Annotated in this window: 15 protein-coding genes; 5 read left to right on the forward strand and 10 right to left on the reverse strand. The window is 55.0% G+C overall.

Annotated elements, in window-relative coordinates:
- The first annotated feature begins 30 nt into the window (after window positions 1–30).
- From nifJ to ttcA, 4 genes are all read left to right on the forward strand, one after another.
- Window positions 31–3,555, forward strand: coding sequence for a pyruvate:ferredoxin (flavodoxin) oxidoreductase (gene nifJ / locus OOJ60_RS05055; RefSeq protein WP_205612053.1), 3,525 nt, complete (start codon window positions 31–33; stop codon window positions 3,553–3,555).
- A gap of 361 nt (window positions 3,556–3,916) precedes the next feature.
- Window positions 3,917–5,032 (forward strand): porin OmpC, encoded by a 1,116-nt coding sequence (gene ompC / locus OOJ60_RS05060; protein ID WP_205612054.1) that lies wholly within the window; start codon window positions 3,917–3,919, stop codon window positions 5,030–5,032.
- Window positions 5,033–5,235: 203 nt separating this feature from the next.
- Window positions 5,236–5,670: a universal stress protein UspF gene (gene uspF / locus OOJ60_RS05065; protein ID WP_042283257.1), complete on the forward strand. Its 435-nt coding sequence runs from the start codon at window positions 5,236–5,238 to the stop codon at window positions 5,668–5,670.
- A 196-nt stretch (window positions 5,671–5,866) separates the two neighbouring features.
- Window positions 5,867–6,802 carry a tRNA 2-thiocytidine(32) synthetase TtcA gene (gene ttcA / locus OOJ60_RS05070; RefSeq protein WP_042283261.1) on the forward strand — a complete coding sequence of 312 codons (936 nt, stop codon included), beginning with the start codon at window positions 5,867–5,869 and terminating at the stop codon, window positions 6,800–6,802.
- A gap of 67 nt (window positions 6,803–6,869) precedes the next feature.
- On the opposite strand, the gene dbpA is transcribed toward ttcA, so the two are convergent.
- From dbpA to OOJ60_RS05085, 4 genes are all read right to left on the reverse strand, one after another.
- Entirely contained in the window at window positions 6,870–8,243 is a 1,374-nt protein-coding gene (dbpA, locus tag OOJ60_RS05075; RefSeq protein ID WP_205612055.1) for an ATP-dependent RNA helicase DbpA, read from the reverse strand.
- Window positions 8,244–8,271: 28 nt separating this feature from the next.
- Entirely contained in the window at window positions 8,272–8,442 is a 171-nt protein-coding gene (gene ynaL / locus OOJ60_RS24730) for a proline-rich small protein YnaL (protein ID WP_373322593.1), read from the reverse strand.
- A 286-nt stretch (window positions 8,443–8,728) separates the two neighbouring features.
- On the reverse strand, window positions 8,729–9,712 hold the full coding sequence (zntB, locus tag OOJ60_RS05080; protein ID WP_042283273.1) for a zinc transporter ZntB: 984 nt from the start codon (window positions 9,710–9,712) through the stop codon (window positions 8,729–8,731).
- Between the two features lie 89 nt (window positions 9,713–9,801).
- Window positions 9,802–10,923 (reverse strand): methyl-accepting chemotaxis protein, encoded by a 1,122-nt coding sequence (locus OOJ60_RS05085; protein WP_205612056.1) that lies wholly within the window; start codon window positions 10,921–10,923, stop codon window positions 9,802–9,804.
- A 493-nt stretch (window positions 10,924–11,416) separates the two neighbouring features.
- Here OOJ60_RS05085 and OOJ60_RS05090 point away from each other — a divergent pair, with 493 nt between their 5' ends.
- Window positions 11,417–12,646 (forward strand): sensor domain-containing diguanylate cyclase, encoded by a 1,230-nt coding sequence (locus OOJ60_RS05090; RefSeq protein WP_200033317.1) that lies wholly within the window; start codon window positions 11,417–11,419, stop codon window positions 12,644–12,646.
- Window positions 12,647–12,689: 43 nt separating this feature from the next.
- Here OOJ60_RS05090 and pcaC read toward each other — a convergent pair whose 3' ends face one another.
- Genes pcaC through OOJ60_RS05120 form a run of 6 tightly spaced genes read right to left on the reverse strand, consistent with a single transcriptional unit; the run spans window position 12,690 to window position 17,752 of the window.
- The gene (gene pcaC, locus OOJ60_RS05095) at window positions 12,690–13,079 is read right to left on the reverse strand and encodes a 4-carboxymuconolactone decarboxylase (protein WP_200033319.1); all 390 of its coding nucleotides are present in this window, start codon (window positions 13,077–13,079) and stop codon (window positions 12,690–12,692) included.
- Window positions 13,069–13,833: a 3-oxoadipate enol-lactonase gene (gene pcaD, locus OOJ60_RS05100; protein ID WP_205612057.1), complete on the reverse strand. Its 765-nt coding sequence runs from the start codon at window positions 13,831–13,833 to the stop codon at window positions 13,069–13,071. Before pcaD ends, pcaC begins: the two co-directional genes overlap by 11 nt.
- On the reverse strand, window positions 13,811–15,175 hold the full coding sequence (locus tag OOJ60_RS05105; RefSeq protein ID WP_205612058.1) for a 3-carboxy-cis,cis-muconate cycloisomerase: 1,365 nt from the start codon (window positions 15,173–15,175) through the stop codon (window positions 13,811–13,813). Before OOJ60_RS05105 ends, pcaD begins: the two co-directional genes overlap by 23 nt.
- 9 nt (window positions 15,176–15,184) lie before the next feature.
- Complete coding sequence (gene pcaF, locus OOJ60_RS05110) at window positions 15,185–16,387, reverse strand: 3-oxoadipyl-CoA thiolase (protein ID WP_205612059.1); 1,203 nt, start codon at window positions 16,385–16,387, stop codon at window positions 15,185–15,187.
- Window positions 16,388–16,396: 9 nt separating this feature from the next.
- A complete protein-coding gene (locus OOJ60_RS05115) occupies window positions 16,397–17,053 on the reverse strand; it encodes a 3-oxoacid CoA-transferase subunit B (protein ID WP_060571257.1) in 657 nt (218 codons plus the stop codon).
- Between the two features lie 9 nt (window positions 17,054–17,062).
- Window positions 17,063–17,752: a 3-oxoacid CoA-transferase subunit A gene (locus OOJ60_RS05120; protein ID WP_205612060.1), complete on the reverse strand. Its 690-nt coding sequence runs from the start codon at window positions 17,750–17,752 to the stop codon at window positions 17,063–17,065.
- Between the last annotated feature and the right edge of the window lie 48 nt (window positions 17,753–17,800).

A 17,800-nucleotide genomic window follows, 5' to 3' on the forward strand; every position in this document is an offset into this window, starting at 1 on the left:
CTTTCAATTTGCGCAATGTAAGGGTGTCATATGATCACAATTGACGGTAATGGCGCGGTGGCCTCCGTAGCGTTCCGCACCAGTGAAGTTATCGCCATCTACCCCATAACGCCCAGTTCAACAATGGCTGAACAGGCGGACGCCTGGGCGGGGAACGGGCTTAAAAACGTCTGGGGAGATACCCCGCGCGTGGTCGAAATGCAGTCTGAAGGCGGCGCGATCGCTACCGTGCACGGTGCGTTGCAAACCGGGGCTCTGTCGACCTCCTTTACGTCCTCCCAGGGTCTGCTATTGATGATCCCGACGTTGTATAAACTGGCGGGACAGCTTACTCCGTTCGTACTGCACGTCGCCGCCCGTACCGTGGCGACACATGCGCTGTCTATTTTCGGCGATCATTCCGACGTAATGGCCGTCCGCCAGACCGGCTGCGCCATGCTGTGCGCGGCCAGCGTTCAGGAAGCGCAGGACTTCGCGCTGATCGCCCAAATCGCCACATTGAAAAGCCGGGTGCCCTTTATTCACTTTTTTGATGGTTTTCGTACTTCGCATGAAATCAACAAAATCGTGCCGCTGGCTGACGATACGCTGCTGAACCTGATGCCACAGGCTGAAATCGACGCCCATCGCGCCAGAGCGCTTAATCCGGAGCATCCGGTGATTCGCGGCACGTCGGCAAACCCGGATACGTACTTCCAGTCGCGGGAAGCGACAAACCCATGGTACAACGCGGTTTACGACCATGTTGAGCAAGCGATGAATGATTTTGCCGCGGCGACGGGTCGTCAATATCGCCCCTTTGAATACTACGGTCACCCACAGGCTGAACGCGTGATCATCCTGATGGGGTCGGGTATCGGTACCTGCGAAGAGGTGGTCGACGAACTGCTGACGCGCGGTGAAAACGTTGGCGTGCTGAAAGTACGTTTGTTCCGCCCGTTCTCCGCACAACACCTGCTGCGCGCTCTGCCAGCGTCGGTACGTTCGGTCGCCGTACTCGATCGTACCAAAGAGCCGGGATCCCAGGCAGAGCCGTTGTATCTGGACGTCATGACCGCGCTGGCGGAAGCCTTTAACCGCGGCGAGCGTGAGACACTGCCGCGCGTTATCGGCGGACGCTACGGCCTTTCTTCGAAAGAGTTCGGCCCCGACTGCGTGCTGGCGGTCTTCACTGAACTGAGCAGCACGCAACCAAAATCGCGTTTTACTGTGGGTATTTACGACGATGTGACCAATTTGTCATTGCCGTTACCGGAAAACACCCTTCCCTCCAGCGCCCGGCTGGAAGCGCTGTTTTACGGACTGGGCAGCGACGGCAGCGTCTCGGCGACCAAAAACAACATCAAGATTATCGGTAACTCGACCCCCTGGTACGCGCAGGGTTACTTCGTCTACGATTCGAAAAAGGCCGGGGGTTTGACGGTTTCGCATCTTCGCGTCAGCGAACAGCCGATCCGTTCCGCCTACCTTGTTTCGCAGGCCGACTTTGTTGGCTGTCATCAATTGCAGTTTATCGACAAATACCCGATGGCAGAACGTCTCAAGCCTGGCGGGATTTTCCTGCTCAATACCCCCTATAACGCCGATGAGGTCTGGTCGCGTTTGCCACAGGAAGTCCAGGCGGTGTTGAATCAGAAAAAGGCGCGTTTCTACGTCATTAACGCCGCGAAAATCGCTCGCGAATGCGGTCTGGCCGCACGCATCAACACCGTCATGCAGATGGCCTTTTTCCATCTGACGCGCATTTTGCCTGGCGACAGCGCGCTGGCTGAACTTCAGGGCGCAATCGCCAAAAGCTACAGCAGCAAAGGACAGGATCTGGTGGAGCGCAACTGGCAGGCGCTGGCGCTGGCCCGCGAATCGGTTGTTGAAGTGCCGCTACAGTCGGTGAATCCACAAAGCGCCCACCGTCCACCGGTCGTTTCGGACGCAGCCCCTGACTTTGTCAAAACGGTCACCGCCGCGATGCTCGCCGGACTCGGTGACGCGCTTCCGGTATCCGCCTTACCGCCGGACGGTACCTGGCCGATGGGCACCACGCGCTGGGAAAAACGTAATATAGCCGAAGAAATTCCAATCTGGAAAGAGGAACTGTGCACTCAGTGCAACCATTGTGTCGCCGCCTGCCCGCATTCGGCGATTCGCGCCAAAGTCGTGTCGCCACAGGAGATGGAGAACGCCCCAGCCAGTCTGCATTCGCTGGACGTGAAATCTCGTGATATGCGTGGCCAGAAATATGTGCTGCAGGTCGCTCCGGAAGATTGCACCGGCTGCAACCTGTGCGTCGAGGTGTGCCCGGCGAAAGATCGCCAGAACCCGGAAATCAAGGCGATTAATATGATGTCCCGCCTTGAGCATGTGGAAGAAGAAAAAGTGAACTACGACTTTTTCCTCGCTCTGCCAGAAATTGATCGCAGCAAACTTGAACGCATTGATATTCGTACTTCGCAGTTAATCACCCCGCTGTTTGAATATTCCGGCGCCTGTTCCGGCTGCGGCGAAACGCCGTATATCAAGTTGCTGACCCAGTTGTACGGCGATCGCATGTTGATTGCCAACGCCACCGGGTGCTCATCCATTTACGGCGGTAACCTGCCTTCAACGCCGTACACCACCGATGCGAACGGACGGGGGCCGGCATGGGCTAACTCGCTGTTTGAGGATAACGCCGAATTCGGTCTGGGATTCCGTCTGACGGTCGATCAGCATCGCGTGCGGGTGATGCGCCTGCTGTCGCAGTTTGCCGAACAGATCCCAACGGCGCTCTACGAGGCATTGCACGCCGAAGCGACACCGGACGTTCGCCGCGAACAGGTTGCCGCCCTGCGCCAGCATCTGAAAGATGTCGACGGTGCGCGCGAGCTGGTCGCCGATGCCGATGCGCTGGTTGAGAAATCAATCTGGCTTATCGGCGGAGACGGATGGGCTTACGATATTGGCTTCGGCGGTCTCGATCATGTGCTGAGCCTGACCGAAAACGTCAACATTCTGGTGCTGGACACGCAGTGTTATTCCAATACCGGCGGCCAGGCGTCAAAAGCCACGCCGCTTGGGGCTGTGACAAAATTTGGCGAACACGGCAAGCGCAAGGCGCGTAAAGATCTCGGCGTCAGCATGATGATGTATGGTCACGTTTACGTCGCGCAGATCTCGCTTGGGGCGCAGCTAAACCAGACGGTGAAAGCCATACAGGAAGCGGAGGCGTATCCAGGACCGTCGCTGATCATTGCCTACAGCCCATGTGAAGAGCACGGCTACGATCTGGCGCTGAGCCACGACCAGATGCGTCAACTGACGGCGACTGGCTTCTGGCCGCTTTATCGTTTCGATCCGCGTCGCGCGGAGGAAGGCAAAGTGCCGCTGGCGCTTGACTCTCGTCCACCGTCAGATGCGCTGGCGGAAACCCTGCTTAATGAGCAGCGCTTCCGCCGTCTTAATGCGCAGCAGCCCGAGGTCGCGGAGCAACTATGGAAAGATGCCGCCGTGGACCTGCAAAAACGCTATGACTTACTGGCGCAACTGGCGGGGAAAGCAGAAAAAGCGAACAGTGAATAACGGCCTGGCGGGATTCACCCGGAAATAAAAAAAAGCCCGAACATCGTTTCGGGCTTGTCAGTATGTTTGCTGGTAAATCAGTACGTTTCGCAATGGACCAACAAAAAGCAGAGTTTGACAATAAAGGCATATAACCCGCGCAGAATATCGCATCAAATTCAACTTGTATAATTTTTATTTTATATATTTTTGGTTAATACATTCATGCTAATTATTACTGTTACCATAGAATTATTTAATTAAGGTTTTACTTAAGACGTAACAATTCATACTTATCTCTTTACGGAACTTCTCCTTTAGCATGCTTTTACTCCCCTTAAGAGGGAGTCACAGGTAAATAATAAACGAAAGGATTATTTCGATGAAAAGAAAAGTACTGGCTCTCGTAATCCCTGCTCTGTTAGCCGCTGGCGCAGCGCATGCCGCTGAAGTCTATAATAAAGACGGCAATAAATTAGATCTCTATGGCAAAGTAGATGGTCTGCATTATTTCTCTGACAACAATAAGTCTGACGGCGATCAAACGTATGTTCGTGTTGGCTTCAAAGGCGAAACCCAAATTAACGACCAACTGACCGGTTACGGCCAGTGGGAATATAACGTTCAGGCGAATACTACAGAAGGCGAAGGTTCAAATTCCTGGACCCGTCTGGCATTCGCGGGCGTAAAATTCGGCGACTACGGTTCATTCGACTACGGTCGTAACTATGGCGTACTGTACGATGTGGAAGGCTGGACCGATATGCTGCCGGAATTTGGCGGCGACTCATACACCCAGGCTGACAACTTTATGACCGGTCGTACAAACGGCGTCGCAACCTACCGTAACACGGACTTCTTCGGCCTGGTAAACGGACTGAACTTTGCGCTTCAGTATCAGGGCAACAACGAAAACCAGAACGGTCAGGAAGGCACCAATAACAACGCCCGCGATCTTCAACATTCCAATGGCGACGGTTTCGGTATTTCGACGACTTACGATATGGGCATGGGCTTCAGCGCTGGCGCTGCTTACACAACCTCTGACCGGACCAACGAACAGGTTAACGCTGGCGGCAAAGTGGCTGGCGGCGAAAACGCGGATGCCTGGACTGCGGGTCTGAAATACGATGCCAACAACATCTACCTGGCGACGATGTATTCTGAAACCCGCAACATGACCCCGTACGGCGATGACGGCGTAGCGAACAAAACGCAAAACGTGGAAGTGACTGCGCAGTACCAGTTCGACTTTGGCCTGCGTCCGGCGGTGTCTTTCCTGATGTCTAAAGGTAAAGACCTGAGCGGCCAGGGTAACGACACCAGTAAAGATCTGGTTAAATACGCTGACGTCGGCGCGACCTACTACTTCAATAAAAATATGTCGACCTATGTTGATTATAAAATCAACCTGCTGGACGAAGACGACAACTTCTATGCTAACAACGGTATCAACACCGATGACGTTGTAGCGCTGGGTCTGGTTTACCAGTTCTAAGCTCTTCAGCCCGCTGGCGACGGCGGGCTATTCTCTGCGCTGAATACCCCTGTCCTTCTCTGTTGCGCGCTTTGCTGTGCTGACACATGCATACCATATAATTAAAATCATAAATATGTGATGCCAAAATGTGACCGTCGTCGTTATACTTACCGAGCTAAAAGGCGTTACACTTTATATGGATACATTAACAGGAGGTTTTTATGAGCAGAACGATTCTGGTACCTATCGATATTTCAGACTCAGAATTAACTCAACGGGTGATTTCCCACGTTGAAGCCGAAGCAAGGATTGACGATGCGCAGGTGCATTTTCTGACCGTGATTCCGTCACTGCCTTATTACGCATCGCTGGGCCTGGCCTACTCCGCAGAGTTGCCCGCCATGGACGATCTGAAAGCTGAAGCCAAATCTCAGTTGGAAGAGATGATAAAGCAGTTCAATATCCCGGCGGACAGAGTCCAGGTACATATTGCTGAGGGTTCGCCAAAAGACAAGATTCTGGAAATGGCGAAGAAATTGCCGGCGGATATGGTCATTATTGCCTCGCACCGTCCGGATATCACCACCTACCTGTTAGGGTCGAACGCGGCGGCTGTCGTGCGTCACGCTGAATGTTCGGTACTGGTGGTTCGCTAATCCTTTCAGCCCGCACCCCGCTGCGGGCTTTTTCTTCTCTTACCTGCCCCCTGCGTTTTGCCTGTTAAATGTGCTGACATTTTTCTCGCTAATCCGTACCATACGCTCCACGGTTTTTATATCAGACAGCGTCCGCGGATCCTTCGGCGTGATGTCGCCCCCTCTGATGCCACACAATGAATTGAGCCTCTATTACATGTCGCAAAATCAAGAAATGAGTAAAAAAGAGCAGTACAACATCAATAAATTACAGAAGCGTCTGCGCCGAAACGTGGGCGAAGCCATTGCCGATTTCAACATGATTGAAGACGGCGATCGCATCATGGTTTGTCTTTCAGGCGGCAAAGACAGCTATACCATGCTGGAGATTTTGCGCAATTTACAACAAAGCGCACCGATCCAGTTTTCGCTGGTGGCGGTGAACCTCGATCAAAAACAGCCCGGTTTTCCTGAGCATATTCTGCCTGAATACCTCGAGCAACTCGGCGTGGAGTACAAGATTGTTGAGGAAAACACCTACGGGATCGTAAAAGAGAAAATTCCGGAAGGCAAAACCACCTGCTCCCTGTGCTCACGTTTGCGCCGCGGTATTCTTTACCGTACCGCTACGGAGCTGGGCGCCACCAAGATTGCGCTTGGACACCATCGCGACGATATTCTGCAAACCCTGTTTCTTAACATGTTCTACGGCGGAAAGATGAAAGGCATGCCGCCAAAGCTGATGAGCGACGACGGTAAACATATCGTGATCCGTCCGCTGGCCTACTGCCGGGAAAAAGATATTGAACGTTTTGCCGAGGCGAAAGCGTTCCCTATCATTCCTTGTAACCTGTGTGGTTCACAGCCGAACTTACAGCGCCAGGTGATTGCCGACATGCTGCGCGACTGGGATAAACGCTACCCGGGTCGCATTGAGACCATGTTCAGCGCCATGCAGAACGTGGTGCCGTCTCACCTGAGCGACATTAACCTGTTTGACTTCAAAGGGATCAGACACGGCGCAGAGGTGGTAGACGGTGGCGATCTGGCGTTCGATCGCGAAGATATCCCGCTACAGCCTGTAGGCTGGCAGCCAGAAGAAGATGAACATCAGCTTGCTGAGCTACGGTTGAATGTGGTTGAGGTGAAGTAAGCGTCGTTTGACGCTTTTACCCTGCCGGATAACGGCTTTGCCGTATCCGGCGTTAACGCCAAAGGGCTTACTTCAACAGGCGAACCCGACAGGACTTCCCTTTAATTTTCCCGTTCTGTAACTGTTTCCACGCCTTATGCGCCACCGCCTGACGCACCGCGACGTAGACATGCGCCGGGTGCACGGTAATTTTTCCAATGTCCGCGCCGTCCAGTCCCAACTCCCCAGTTAAAGCGCCCAGCACGTCGCCAGGACGCATTTTGGCTTTCTTCCCGCCGTCAATGCACAGCGTGGTCATATCCGCCTCGAGCGGCATTAGCGTCACGTTCGTTGGCGCATCCTGCCAGTTCAGCGTTAACTGCAACATTTCCGAAAGGATATTGGCTCGCTGCGCCTCTGCCGGCGCGCAAAAGCTGATCGCCAGACCGCTATTCCCGGCGCGGGCCGTTCGACCAATACGGTGCACATGGACCTCAGGGTCCCACGCCAGCTCGTAATTGACGACCAGTTCCAGAGACTTAATATCCAGTCCGCGCGCTGCCACGTCCGTGGCGACCAGCACGCGTGCGCTGCCATTAGCAAAACGCACCAGCGTCTGATCGCGATCCCGCTGTTCCAGATCGCCATGCAGCGCCAGCGCGCTTTGCCCCGCTGCGTTCAGCGCATCGCATACCGCCTGACAATCTTTCCTGGTGTTACAGAACACCACGCAAGACTTTGGCTGATGCTGGCTGAGTATTATTTGCAACAGCGGAATTTTGTCCTGGGGAGCCGTTTCGAAGAACTGCTGTTCAATGGCCGGAAGCGCATCAACCGTATCGATCTCAATGGTTACCGGATTTCGCTGAACGCGGCTGCTGATCGCGGCAATCGCCTCGGGCCAGGTCGCCGAAAACAGCAGCGTCTGGCGTGACGCAGGGGCAAAGCGAATCACCTCATCAATGGCGTCGCTAAACCCCATGTCCAGCATCCGATCCGCTTCATCCATCACCAGCGTCGAAAGCGCATCCAGCGAAACCGTGCCTTTTTGCAGATGATCCAGTAGCCGTCCAGGCGTCGCCACAATGATGTGCGGCGCGTGCTGGAGAGAGTCGCGCTGCGTACCAAAGGGTTGGCCGCCGCACAGGGTCAATATCTTGGTATTCGGCAGGAAGCGTGCCAGACGGCGCAATTCCCCCGCGACCTGGTCGGCCAGTTCACGCGTCGGGCATAACACCAGCGACTGGGTTTTAAACAGAGCGGCGTCGATATGCTGTAAAAGCCCAAGGCCAAACGCCGCCGTTTTACCGCTGCCGGTTTTGGCCTGAACCCGGACATCCTGCCCGGCCAGAATCGCCGGTAGCGCGGCGGCCTGAACAGGCGTCATCGACAAATAGCCCAACTCGTTGAGGTTATCGAGCTGGGCGGCGGGCAGAACGTTCAGGGTTGAAAAAGCGGTCACAATTTAATCTCGCGGTAACGACTCACAGTCAGCAGGCGCGTATCCTCGCAGATCTGCGCCTGTGATGCGACAATTTAATCGGTTCTTCATCGGGCGGTGGGTCAGGCATGGGCTGCGGACGCGGCACCGGGTCAGGAACAGGAACCGGATCGGTCGGTACAGGATCGGAAAAACGAATTTCCAGTTTCAGGGACACCATCAGACGAGTCATTTTTGCCTCCGGTAGATCGTGGGCTCCCTTTTAGGGTAGTCGTTGATAACCTGCTGGCAAAAAAAAGCCGACTTATTTAAGTCGGCGTCGTACGAATCAATTGTGCTATGCAGTAATTCAAAAAAGGAAGTAAGACAATATGGAGCGCAACGCCCATCGCTTGACGTTGCATTCACCTGCGAGAATGATATTGCCGCGAACGGGCGCGATGTTTATTGACTTCGCTCAATTTTAAAGCCGTTTTAGCAGAAGAAATCTCTTAAAAGCCCCGTTTTTACAACCATTTACTACGATGCAACCATAAAGTAACACCACCAATCACAACCACTAACAGAATGCAAAAGATCGAAAAACCAAAACGCCATTCTCCCCCAGGAATACCCCCCAGATTGACGCCAAATAGCCCGGTCAGAAAGGTGCTGGGCAAGAATACCATTGCCATCAGCGACATCGTATAGGTCCGACGGGCCAGTGACTCTTGCATGACCTGCGCGATCTCATCCGCCATTACGCCGGTACGGGCGATACAGGCGTCGATCTCATCCAGTCCGCGACCCAGCCGGTCAGCAATATCCTGCATCCGGCGCCGCTGGTCATCGCTCATCCACGGCAAACGCTCGCTGGCGAGCCGCGCATAGACGTCACGCTGGGGGGCCATGTAGCGTCGCATGACAATCAGTTGCTTACGCAGCAGCGCAAGAAATCCCCGCGGCGGTATTTGCTGATCGAGCAGATTGTCTTCGAGGTCGATGATCCTGTCGTGCAACTGTTCAATAAATTCGCTGGCATGGTCGGTTAACGCATCACAAACGTCCACCAGCCAACCGCCGCAGTCAACGGGACCGGTGCCTTCCTGCAGATCGCTCACCACGTCATCCAGCGCCAGCACTTTACGCTGGCGGGTGGAGACAATCAGCCGTTCATCCATATACAGACGCATCGCCACCAGTTGGTCCGGACGTTCATCGGTGCTGCCGTTAATGCAGCGCAGGGTTATGAGCGTTCCTTCTCCCAGACGGCTGACGCGTGGGCGTAGGCTTTCCCCTGCCAGCGCGTCCCGAACATTGTTTGGCAGTAACGGTGTTGTGGCCAGCCACTGCGCGCTGTCGGGGTGCGTATAGTTAAGATGTAACCAGCAGGGATGCGCGCTGTCGATAAGATCGTTATCCTCCAGCGGCTTCACCCCGCCTTTGCCATCCAGCAACCAGGCAAACACCGCATCCGGCACACTCACTTCCGACCCTTTTATGGCTTCCATTTCGCCTCCCCTACGTCGCGCTTTTCTGGTTAGTCTAGCTATCGGCGTAGGTTAAGCAACTTCTCGTTATCCCATAATGCTGATATTTATCATGAAAACCTGGGCTGCACGTGCTGTTGCGCCGACGTAGTGGTGGCAGATAAACGAAACTGCTGCGTCTTAGACTGCAACTCGACCACCTGCCGTTTCAATACTGCAGAAGAACCCGTTAATTCCTCTACCATCAGCGCATTGCTCTGGGTAACACTTTCCAGTTCGCTCATGGCCTGCGATATCTGGTTGATGCCTTTTTCCTGCTCCACGGTAGTGGCAGAAATTTCACGCATGAGCTGGCTTAGTTGCCCCGCGCCCTGGACGATGATCTGCATATTTTTTTCTGTTTCGCTGACCACCTCCGCTCCCTGCCGAACATTTTTATGGGTTTCTTCAATCAGCATTTTTATATTTTTCGCCGCTTCTGCGCTTCGGTGCGCCAGATTCCGGACCTCTGTCGCCACCACGGAAAATCCTTTTCCGTGTTCACCCGCGCGTGCCGCTTCTACGGCAGCATTTAACGCCAGAATATTGGTCTGAAAAGCAATATCGTCAATCAGCGTAATGATTTCCGTCATCTGCTGCGCGCAGTGCGCGATGGATTCCATATTATGTGAAACCTGCGCCATTAATTCGCTGCCGTGATACGCGCACTGTTTTGACGTATCGGCCTGATGATTGGCCAGACGGGTGTTATCAGCATTATTACGGGTGCTCGCCGCCATTTCTTCCATACTGGCCGCGGTCTGAATCAGTGAGGACGACTGCTGCTCGGTTTTCACCGAAAGTTCCGCACTGCGGGCGGCGAGCTGTTCAGACAGCGACAGCGCGGTGTGAGAAGAATGGCGGATCTCACGCACCAGCGTCGCGATATTACCCGACAGGCTGTTAATTCCGGGAATGAGTCTTCCCGCACAGTTATTACCAAACGCAGGGATTATCACCCCCAGATTTCCGGCGGTGACTTCGGCAATACTTCGCTTAACCGTGTTGATCGGCGTGACAAGATATATTGTCATATACCACCATAAAAACAATAACGCTGTCAGCGAGATCACATTCGTTAAAACAACCAAGCGGATATTTGATGAGAAAAGTATATGAACAATATTGAATAAAAGGAAAACGCCTACCAGGAAGCCAATAATAAACGTTCTGACACTCATGTTTTTTAACATTTCAGTTCCGGGAGAAAATACATTGCGGGTGAATAGTTATATAGCATCAGGAAACACTATTTTCATCCGCTTTTCACATTGCGCCAACATTTACGATATGCGATGGATAATTTCACTTAACGCCATTCCCCCACCACCTTAATTTGCAGTAAGGACGCATAAAACACGGACAATCTGCTATTTACTCCTTTCCGTTGTTTTATACTTAAGCCACGCAATATCTCTGCGCAGATAATTTCATCAGCGCTTAACTGTTTAGTTTTTACTATTTTTTATTCCTCTTCTGTTTTTGCCTGCAGACAGCGGCCATTTCAGCGCTGCTTTTTTAAGCGTTGCCACGCCGTTTCCTCATGCGTAAAGGTGAAACCCTGCTAGATTAAAACTTGCGCACTTATCTGGCTCGCTTATTGCCGCCGTCTCGCCACGCTTGCTTCTTGTTCTGTTTTTTTGCGCTTACGCAACATGTCATGATTAAAAAACAGGATCCATAAAAATGACCCACAACTTTAACGCTCTGGATTTATTGACCCTGCCTGTCTGGATCGTCTTTCCGCTCACGGGGGAAATGTTGTTTGCTAATCGCGCTGCCGCTGCGCTTATGCCGGAAAATGACTTCAATCAACTGCGTCAGGGCGCGTATTCGGTTCATGCGCACCGCCAGCTCGCAGATTACATCACCGATTTACGCAGCCGCCGGGATATTATCGAAATCCTGACCGTAAGCCGGGACAATACGCCGGGCACCCTCTCGTGCCGTCTTTCGTTGAGACAACTGCCTGACGATCGCGAGGTGATTCTGTTTGAAGGGATAGATATCTCGACCGTTCAGGGGTTAAAAGCGAGCCGTTCGGTGGCCTACCAGCGCAAGAAACAGGGATTTTATGCCCGTTTTTTTCTGACCAACACGGCGCCTATTCTGCTGATTGATCCCTCGCGCGATGGACTGATTGTCGATGCCAATCTCGCGGCGCTCAATTTCTACGGCTACAGCCTTGAGGCGATGTGTCAAAAGCATACCTGGGAAATTAATATGCTGGGACGACAAATCTTACCCATCATGCATGAAATTGCCCGGTTGCCCGGCGGCCATAAGCCATTACATTTTGTGCACAAGATGGCGGACGGCTCTCCCCGTCATGTCCAGACCTATGCGGGGCCAATCGAAATCTACGGCGATCGCTTGATGCTGTGCATTGTCCACGACATTACCGAACAAAAACGGCTGGAAGAGGCGCTGCACTATGCGGCATTACACGATGCGCTGACCGGTTTACTTAATCGCCGCCAGCTTTATCTCCTGACTGACCCCGAACAGATAACCCCATTTTCCCTGGCGCAGGATTACAGTCTCCTGCTCATTGATACTGACAGGTTTAAGAGCATTAACGATATGTACGGGCATTTAAAGGGTGATGAAGTACTCTGCGCGCTGGCGAACTGCCTTCAGCAGAGCGCGCGCCAGGGCGATCGGGTTTTCCGTTGGGGCGGCGAGGAGTTTATTCTGCTGTTGCCACGCACGCCGCTGGATGATGCGCTTTTACTGGCGGAAGCGATTCGCGCGTCGGTGGCAAAGCTCACGCTGTTGGGCCTGCCACGATTTACGGTCAGTATTGGCGTGGCGCAACATGAACCAAATGAAAGCCTTGATGACCTGTTTAAACGCGTTGATGCTGCCTTATACCGGGCCAAAAATGCAGGGCGCAATCGGGTACTCGCAGCCTGACAGAGACATTTCCGGCGACGCTTCAGGTCGCCGGCAGCGTGTCTTACAGCCCGGCGGCATCACGCTCATCGAAAACCTGCTGCGCCAGATGCAGCGTAGCGTTGGCGGCAGGTAAACCACAATAGAGCGCGGAATGCATGATCAGTTCTTTCAGTTCTTCTCGCGTCGCCCCGTTATTAAAAGCAGCATGCAAATGCATCTTCAACTCCGCTTCCCGGTTGAGCGCTATCAGCATCGCAATGGTGATGAGGCTGCGCGTATGGCGTTCCAGCCCGGGACGGCTCCAGATGTCTCCCCAGGCATAGCGGGTAATAAAATCCTGAAAATCGGCGTTAAGCGAGGTCAGGTTTTTCACGGTGCGATCGACATGCGCATCGCCCAGTACGCTGCGACGCACCTGCATGCCTTGTTCAAAACGGTCTTCATCCTGCATTCTGTCCTCCCAGGAATGACAGCAGCGCCGCGTTCACCGCGTCTGGCGCTTCAATCGTGGATAAATGCGACGCCTTCACCACGACCATCGTTGAACCCGCAATGCGCTGGTGCATATACTGCGCATCGGCCACGGTGGTCACCGGATCGTCAGCTCCGGCAATAAGCAAAACCGGGCGCTGAATGTCGGCTATCTCGTCACGCATATCGGCGGTCGCCAGCGCATCACAACAGGCGGCATAGCCTTGCGCAGACGATTCTACGAGCTGCTGACACAGGTCGGCCACGGTCTCTGCTGATGCCAGACGAAACGGCAGACTAAACCAGCGCTCAGGCGCGCTGTCGGCAATCGCGGAGAGACCGCTGGCGCGGACCTGCTGCGCCCGGTCGCGCCAGCCGGCTTCATTACCTATCCGCGCCGCGCTGTTTATCACGGTCACACTGCGCATTCGTTGCGGCTGATGGCATGCGAGCCATAAACCGGTCAGCCCGCCCATTGAAATACCGCAAAAATGTGCTGTCGGGATATCCAGATGGTCCAGAAGCGCAATCACATCCTGCCCGAGCCGCGCGAGGTCCGTTTCTCCCCGTTTACGCGTTTCGCCGTGTCCATGCGTGTCGTAACGCAGCACCCTGTAATGCGCGGTTAACGCCGCCATCTGTGGTTCCCACATGGTCAGTGTCGTACCCAGTGAATTCGATAACACTACCACCGGGGCTTTATCCGGCCCTTCAATCTGAAAGTTCAGTTCCATGCCGCCGCTCCTCATAGCGCGAAAGTACGCGCTGGACAAAGTGTTTTGCGCTGCCAGTGGCCTGCGTCGGGTCAAGCAGCGCTGTTAAACGAGATTTATCAACATGCGCGGTCACGCGTGGTTCATCGACCAACACCGACAGCAGAGAACACCGCTTTTCGATTGCACGATGGCAAAGATCTTCCATCAAATGATGCGCTTCTTGTTTACCGACAAACGCTGCGAGCGCCAGGGTCACCGACTCCGCCATCATCAGGCCATGCGTGATCTCCAGGTTCTCAAGCATCTTTTGCGGGCAGACCTGCATCCCTTCAACCAAGTGTTGCGTTTCTTGCATCGCGTGACCGACCAGCATGAGGATTTCCGGCAAGACTTCCCATTCGGCCTGCCAGCCGCCGAGCGCCCGTTCATGTTGTTGAAGCTGACTGCTGTAGAGGGTTGCCATTAGCCCCGGCGTTCGTTGCATCGCGGTCAGAATGGCGGCGCAGCTGACCGGGTTACGCTTATGCGGCATGGTGGAGGAACCGCCACGCCCGGCGGTGACGGGTTCGCTCACTTCCGCCACTTCGGTCTGCATCAGCAGTGCGAAATCCTGAGCGAATTTGCCCAGCGTTCCGCCGATCCCGGCATACCACGCGGCCACTTCCAGCATACGATCGCGCTGCGTATGCCAGGGCGTATCCGGCAGCGTAAGGGCCAGCTCCTGCGCCAGACGCGACGCCACCGGCAGCGCGTCCTGCCTGAGCGACGCCAGCGTGCCCGCCGCGCCGCCGAACTGGACCACCAGCACACGCGGAAGCAATTGCTGTAAGCGCTCCTGCCAGCGTAATAACGCGTCGAGCGTTCCGGCAAGTTTCAGACCCCACGTCACCGGCAACGCCTGCTGCATCCAGGTCCGTCCCGGCATGACGGTTTGCTGATAACGCGATGCCTGGCTGGCAACGGTATCCACTAACCGTGCGAGATGCGCACGGGTTGCGTTCAGCGCCGCGCGCAGTTGCAGCACCATCCCGGTGTCAATAACGTCCTGACTGGTAGCGCCCCAATGTACGTAGCGCGCCGCGTCAGGATCATCGGCTTTTACCTGTGCGGTTAACTGTTTGACTAAGGGGATTGCCAGATTTCCCGCCGCGCGCGCCGACTCTGCCAGCGTGTCCGCATCAATACGTTCTGCGCGACAGGCCCGGACGATCGGCCCGGCGGCGGCGACAGGGATCACACCGCAAGCCGCCTGCGCCCTTGCCAGCGCGGCTTCAAAGTCGAGCATCCCCTGGATCACTTGCTGCTCTGAGAATTCTGCCGTCAGCGCCGTTCCGCGCATTAACGGGGTTAACAAATGCATTTCTGCTCCTTAAACCCTTTCGATTATCAGCGCGATGCCTTGTCCAACGCCGATACACATCGTGCAGAGACCATAACGCCCACCGGTTCGCTGTAGCTGATACGCTGCGGCCATCGCCAGCCTTCCCCCGGATGCTCCCAGCGGATGCCCCAGCGCAATCGCGCCGCCATTCGGATTCACCTGCGGGGCCTCATCAGGCAAACCCAGATCGCGCATGACCGCCAGCGCCTGAGCGGCAAACGCTTCGTTAAGCTCAATGACGTCCATTTGTGCAAGCGTTAATCCGGTCAGCGCCAGCACCTTACGTACCGCGGGCGCGGGACCAAAGCCCATAATACGCGGCGCGACGCCTGCCGTCGCTACGCCAACAATGCGCGCCAGTGGCTGCAATCCCTGCTGCGCCATTGCCTGCTCGCTGGCGATAAGCAGCGCGCAAGCGCCATCATTAACCCCGGAGGCATTGCCTGCCGTCACCGAGCCATCAGGCCGCACGACGCCCTTCAGTTTTGCCAGCGCATCAGCCGAGGTGGCGCGTGGGTGTTCGTCGGCGCTGAATATCCGCGGCTCGCCCTTTCGTTGTGACACTGTCACAGAAACCAGCTCCCGGTCAAAAAGCCCCTGCTCCTGAGCCGCCGCTGTACGTTGCTGGCTGCGCAGGGCAAACGCATCCTGATCGGCCCGCGAAATGGCAAACTGTTGTGCGACGTTTTCTGCCGTTTCTGGCATCGAATCCACACCATATCGCGCCTGCATTTGCGCATTGATAAAACGCCAGCCAATGGTGGTATCTTCCATTTTCATGCTGCGGCTAAAAGCGCTTTCCGCCTTCCCCATAACAAACGGCGCGCGCGACATGCTCTCGACGCCGCCAGCAATCATCAACTGCGTCTCTCCGCTCTTGATCGCCCGCGCGGCAATGCCTATCGCATCAAGACTGGAGCCGCAAAGCCGGTTCACCGTGCTGCCCGGCACGCTTTCCGGCAACCCCGCCAGCAGCAACGCCATTCGTGCCACGTTACGGTTATCTTCCCCTGCCTGATTCGCACAGCCGTAGATCACATCATCAATCGCCGCCGGATCGAGATTCGGATGGCGCGCCAGCAGAGCTTTCAACGGAATGGCCGCCAGATCGTCCGCCCGTACGCTCGCCAGCGTCCCGCCGAAGCGACCAAACGGCGTGCGCACCGCATCACAGATAAATGCCTGATTCATCTTAGTTCCTTATGCGCTTTGCGCCAGCTGTTCAAACCCCAGCGTCACCGGCGTGATACGCTGCAGCTCTTCAAAAGAGAGTCCGTTGAAAATTTCCCGCGCCACGGGCCCTTTTTCGGTAATGTCGATCACCGCCAGATCGGTGTAAATACGACTGACACATCTCATTCCGGTTAACGGATAGGAACAGTGCTCTACCAGCTTACATTCTCCCTCGCGGGTTAAGTGATCCATCATCACGAACACCTGACGCGCGCCGATCGCCAGATCCATCGCCCCCCCTACCGCCGGGATCGCATCGGGCGCGCCGGTGCTCCAGTTCGCGAGGTCCCCTGACGCAGAAACCTGATATGCCCCCAGTACGCAGATATCAAGGTGACCGCCGCGCATCATGGCGAACGAATCGCCATGATGGAAATAACAGCCGCCCTGCATCAGGGTGACATACTCTTTTCCGGCATTGATCAGTTCGGGATCCTCCTCACCCTCCGCGGGCTTCGGTCCCATGCCGAGCAGACCGTTTTCGCTGTGCAGGAAGATTTCTTTGTCTGCGGGCAGGTAGTTGGCGATCCGCGTAGGCAGGCCAATACCAAGATTGACGTAAGCCCCTTCAGGAATATCCTGCGCCACGCGTTTCGCCATTTCATCCCGTGATAATCTTTTCATTTTTCCTCCTCAGGCACGCAGCGCTGTTTCTGCCAGGTTTTCCAGCGAAAATATACGCTGGACAAAAATGCCCGGCGTAATGATATGTTCAGGATCGAGTTCGCCCAGCGGAACCAGTTGATTCACTTCGACGATAGTGGTGTGCGCGGCCGTCGCCATGATCGGTCCAAAATTCCGCGCCGCTTTGCGGTACACCAGGTTTCCCCAGCGGTCAGCCCGGTGCGCTTTAATCAGCGCGAAATCGGCTTTTATCGGATATTCAAGCACATAGTTTTTACCATCAATGCAGCGGGTTTCTTTACCCTCCGCCAGCGGGGTGCCATAGCCCGTTGGGGTATAAATTGCGCCAATTCCGGCACCGGCTGCCTGGATCCGCGCCGCCAGATTCCCCTGCGGCACCAGCTCCAGCGTCACCTCTCCGTTACGGTACAGTCCGTCAAAAATCTGCGAGTCCACCTGGCGCGGAAAAGAGCAGATCATTTTACGCACCCGTTTCGCTTTCAGCAGCGCCGCGAGCCCCACTTCGCCGTTACCCGCATTGTTGTTGATGATAGTGAGTTCCCGGGCCCCCTGGTCTATCAGAGCGTCAATCAGCCGGGTGGGCTGCCCCGCCGTACCAAATCCACCAATCATGATGGTGGCGCCATCCGGGATCCCGGCAATGGCCTCCTCCAGCGAAGGCACACTCTTATCAATCATCTGGTCGCTCCTTGTTGTGCGTATTTCGCACCTTTTTGCGTTGTTCGC

Source organism: Citrobacter sp. R4 (assembly GCF_026719175.1).
Taxonomy (GTDB): Bacteria; Pseudomonadota; Gammaproteobacteria; order Enterobacterales; family Enterobacteriaceae; genus Citrobacter_A; species Citrobacter_A sedlakii.

Coding starts and splice junctions, on each gene's coding strand:
- nifJ (WP_205612053.1), top strand. CDS start 31: ATGATCACAATTGACGGTAATGGCGCGGTGGCCTCCGTAGCGTTCCGC.
- ompC (WP_205612054.1), top strand. CDS start 3,917: ATGAAAAGAAAAGTACTGGCTCTCGTAATCCCTGCTCTGTTAGCCGCT.
- uspF (WP_042283257.1), top strand. CDS start 5,236: ATGAGCAGAACGATTCTGGTACCTATCGATATTTCAGACTCAGAATTA.
- ttcA (WP_042283261.1), top strand. CDS start 5,867: ATGTCGCAAAATCAAGAAATGAGTAAAAAAGAGCAGTACAACATCAAT.
- ynaL (WP_373322593.1), bottom strand. CDS start 8,442: ATGGTGTCCCTGAAACTGGAAATTCGTTTTTCCGATCCTGTACCGACC.
- zntB (WP_042283273.1), bottom strand. CDS start 9,712: ATGGAAGCCATAAAAGGGTCGGAAGTGAGTGTGCCGGATGCGGTGTTT.
- OOJ60_RS05085 (WP_205612056.1), bottom strand. CDS start 10,923: ATGTTAAAAAACATGAGTGTCAGAACGTTTATTATTGGCTTCCTGGTA.
- OOJ60_RS05090 (WP_200033317.1), top strand. CDS start 11,417: ATGACCCACAACTTTAACGCTCTGGATTTATTGACCCTGCCTGTCTGG.
- pcaC (WP_200033319.1), bottom strand. CDS start 13,079: ATGCAGGATGAAGACCGTTTTGAACAAGGCATGCAGGTGCGTCGCAGC.
- pcaD (WP_205612057.1), bottom strand. CDS start 13,833: ATGGAACTGAACTTTCAGATTGAAGGGCCGGATAAAGCCCCGGTGGTA.
- OOJ60_RS05105 (WP_205612058.1), bottom strand. CDS start 15,175: ATGCATTTGTTAACCCCGTTAATGCGCGGAACGGCGCTGACGGCAGAA.
- pcaF (WP_205612059.1), bottom strand. CDS start 16,387: ATGAATCAGGCATTTATCTGTGATGCGGTGCGCACGCCGTTTGGTCGC.
- OOJ60_RS05115 (WP_060571257.1), bottom strand. CDS start 17,053: ATGAAAAGATTATCACGGGATGAAATGGCGAAACGCGTGGCGCAGGAT.
- OOJ60_RS05120 (WP_205612060.1), bottom strand. CDS start 17,752: ATGATTGATAAGAGTGTGCCTTCGCTGGAGGAGGCCATTGCCGGGATC.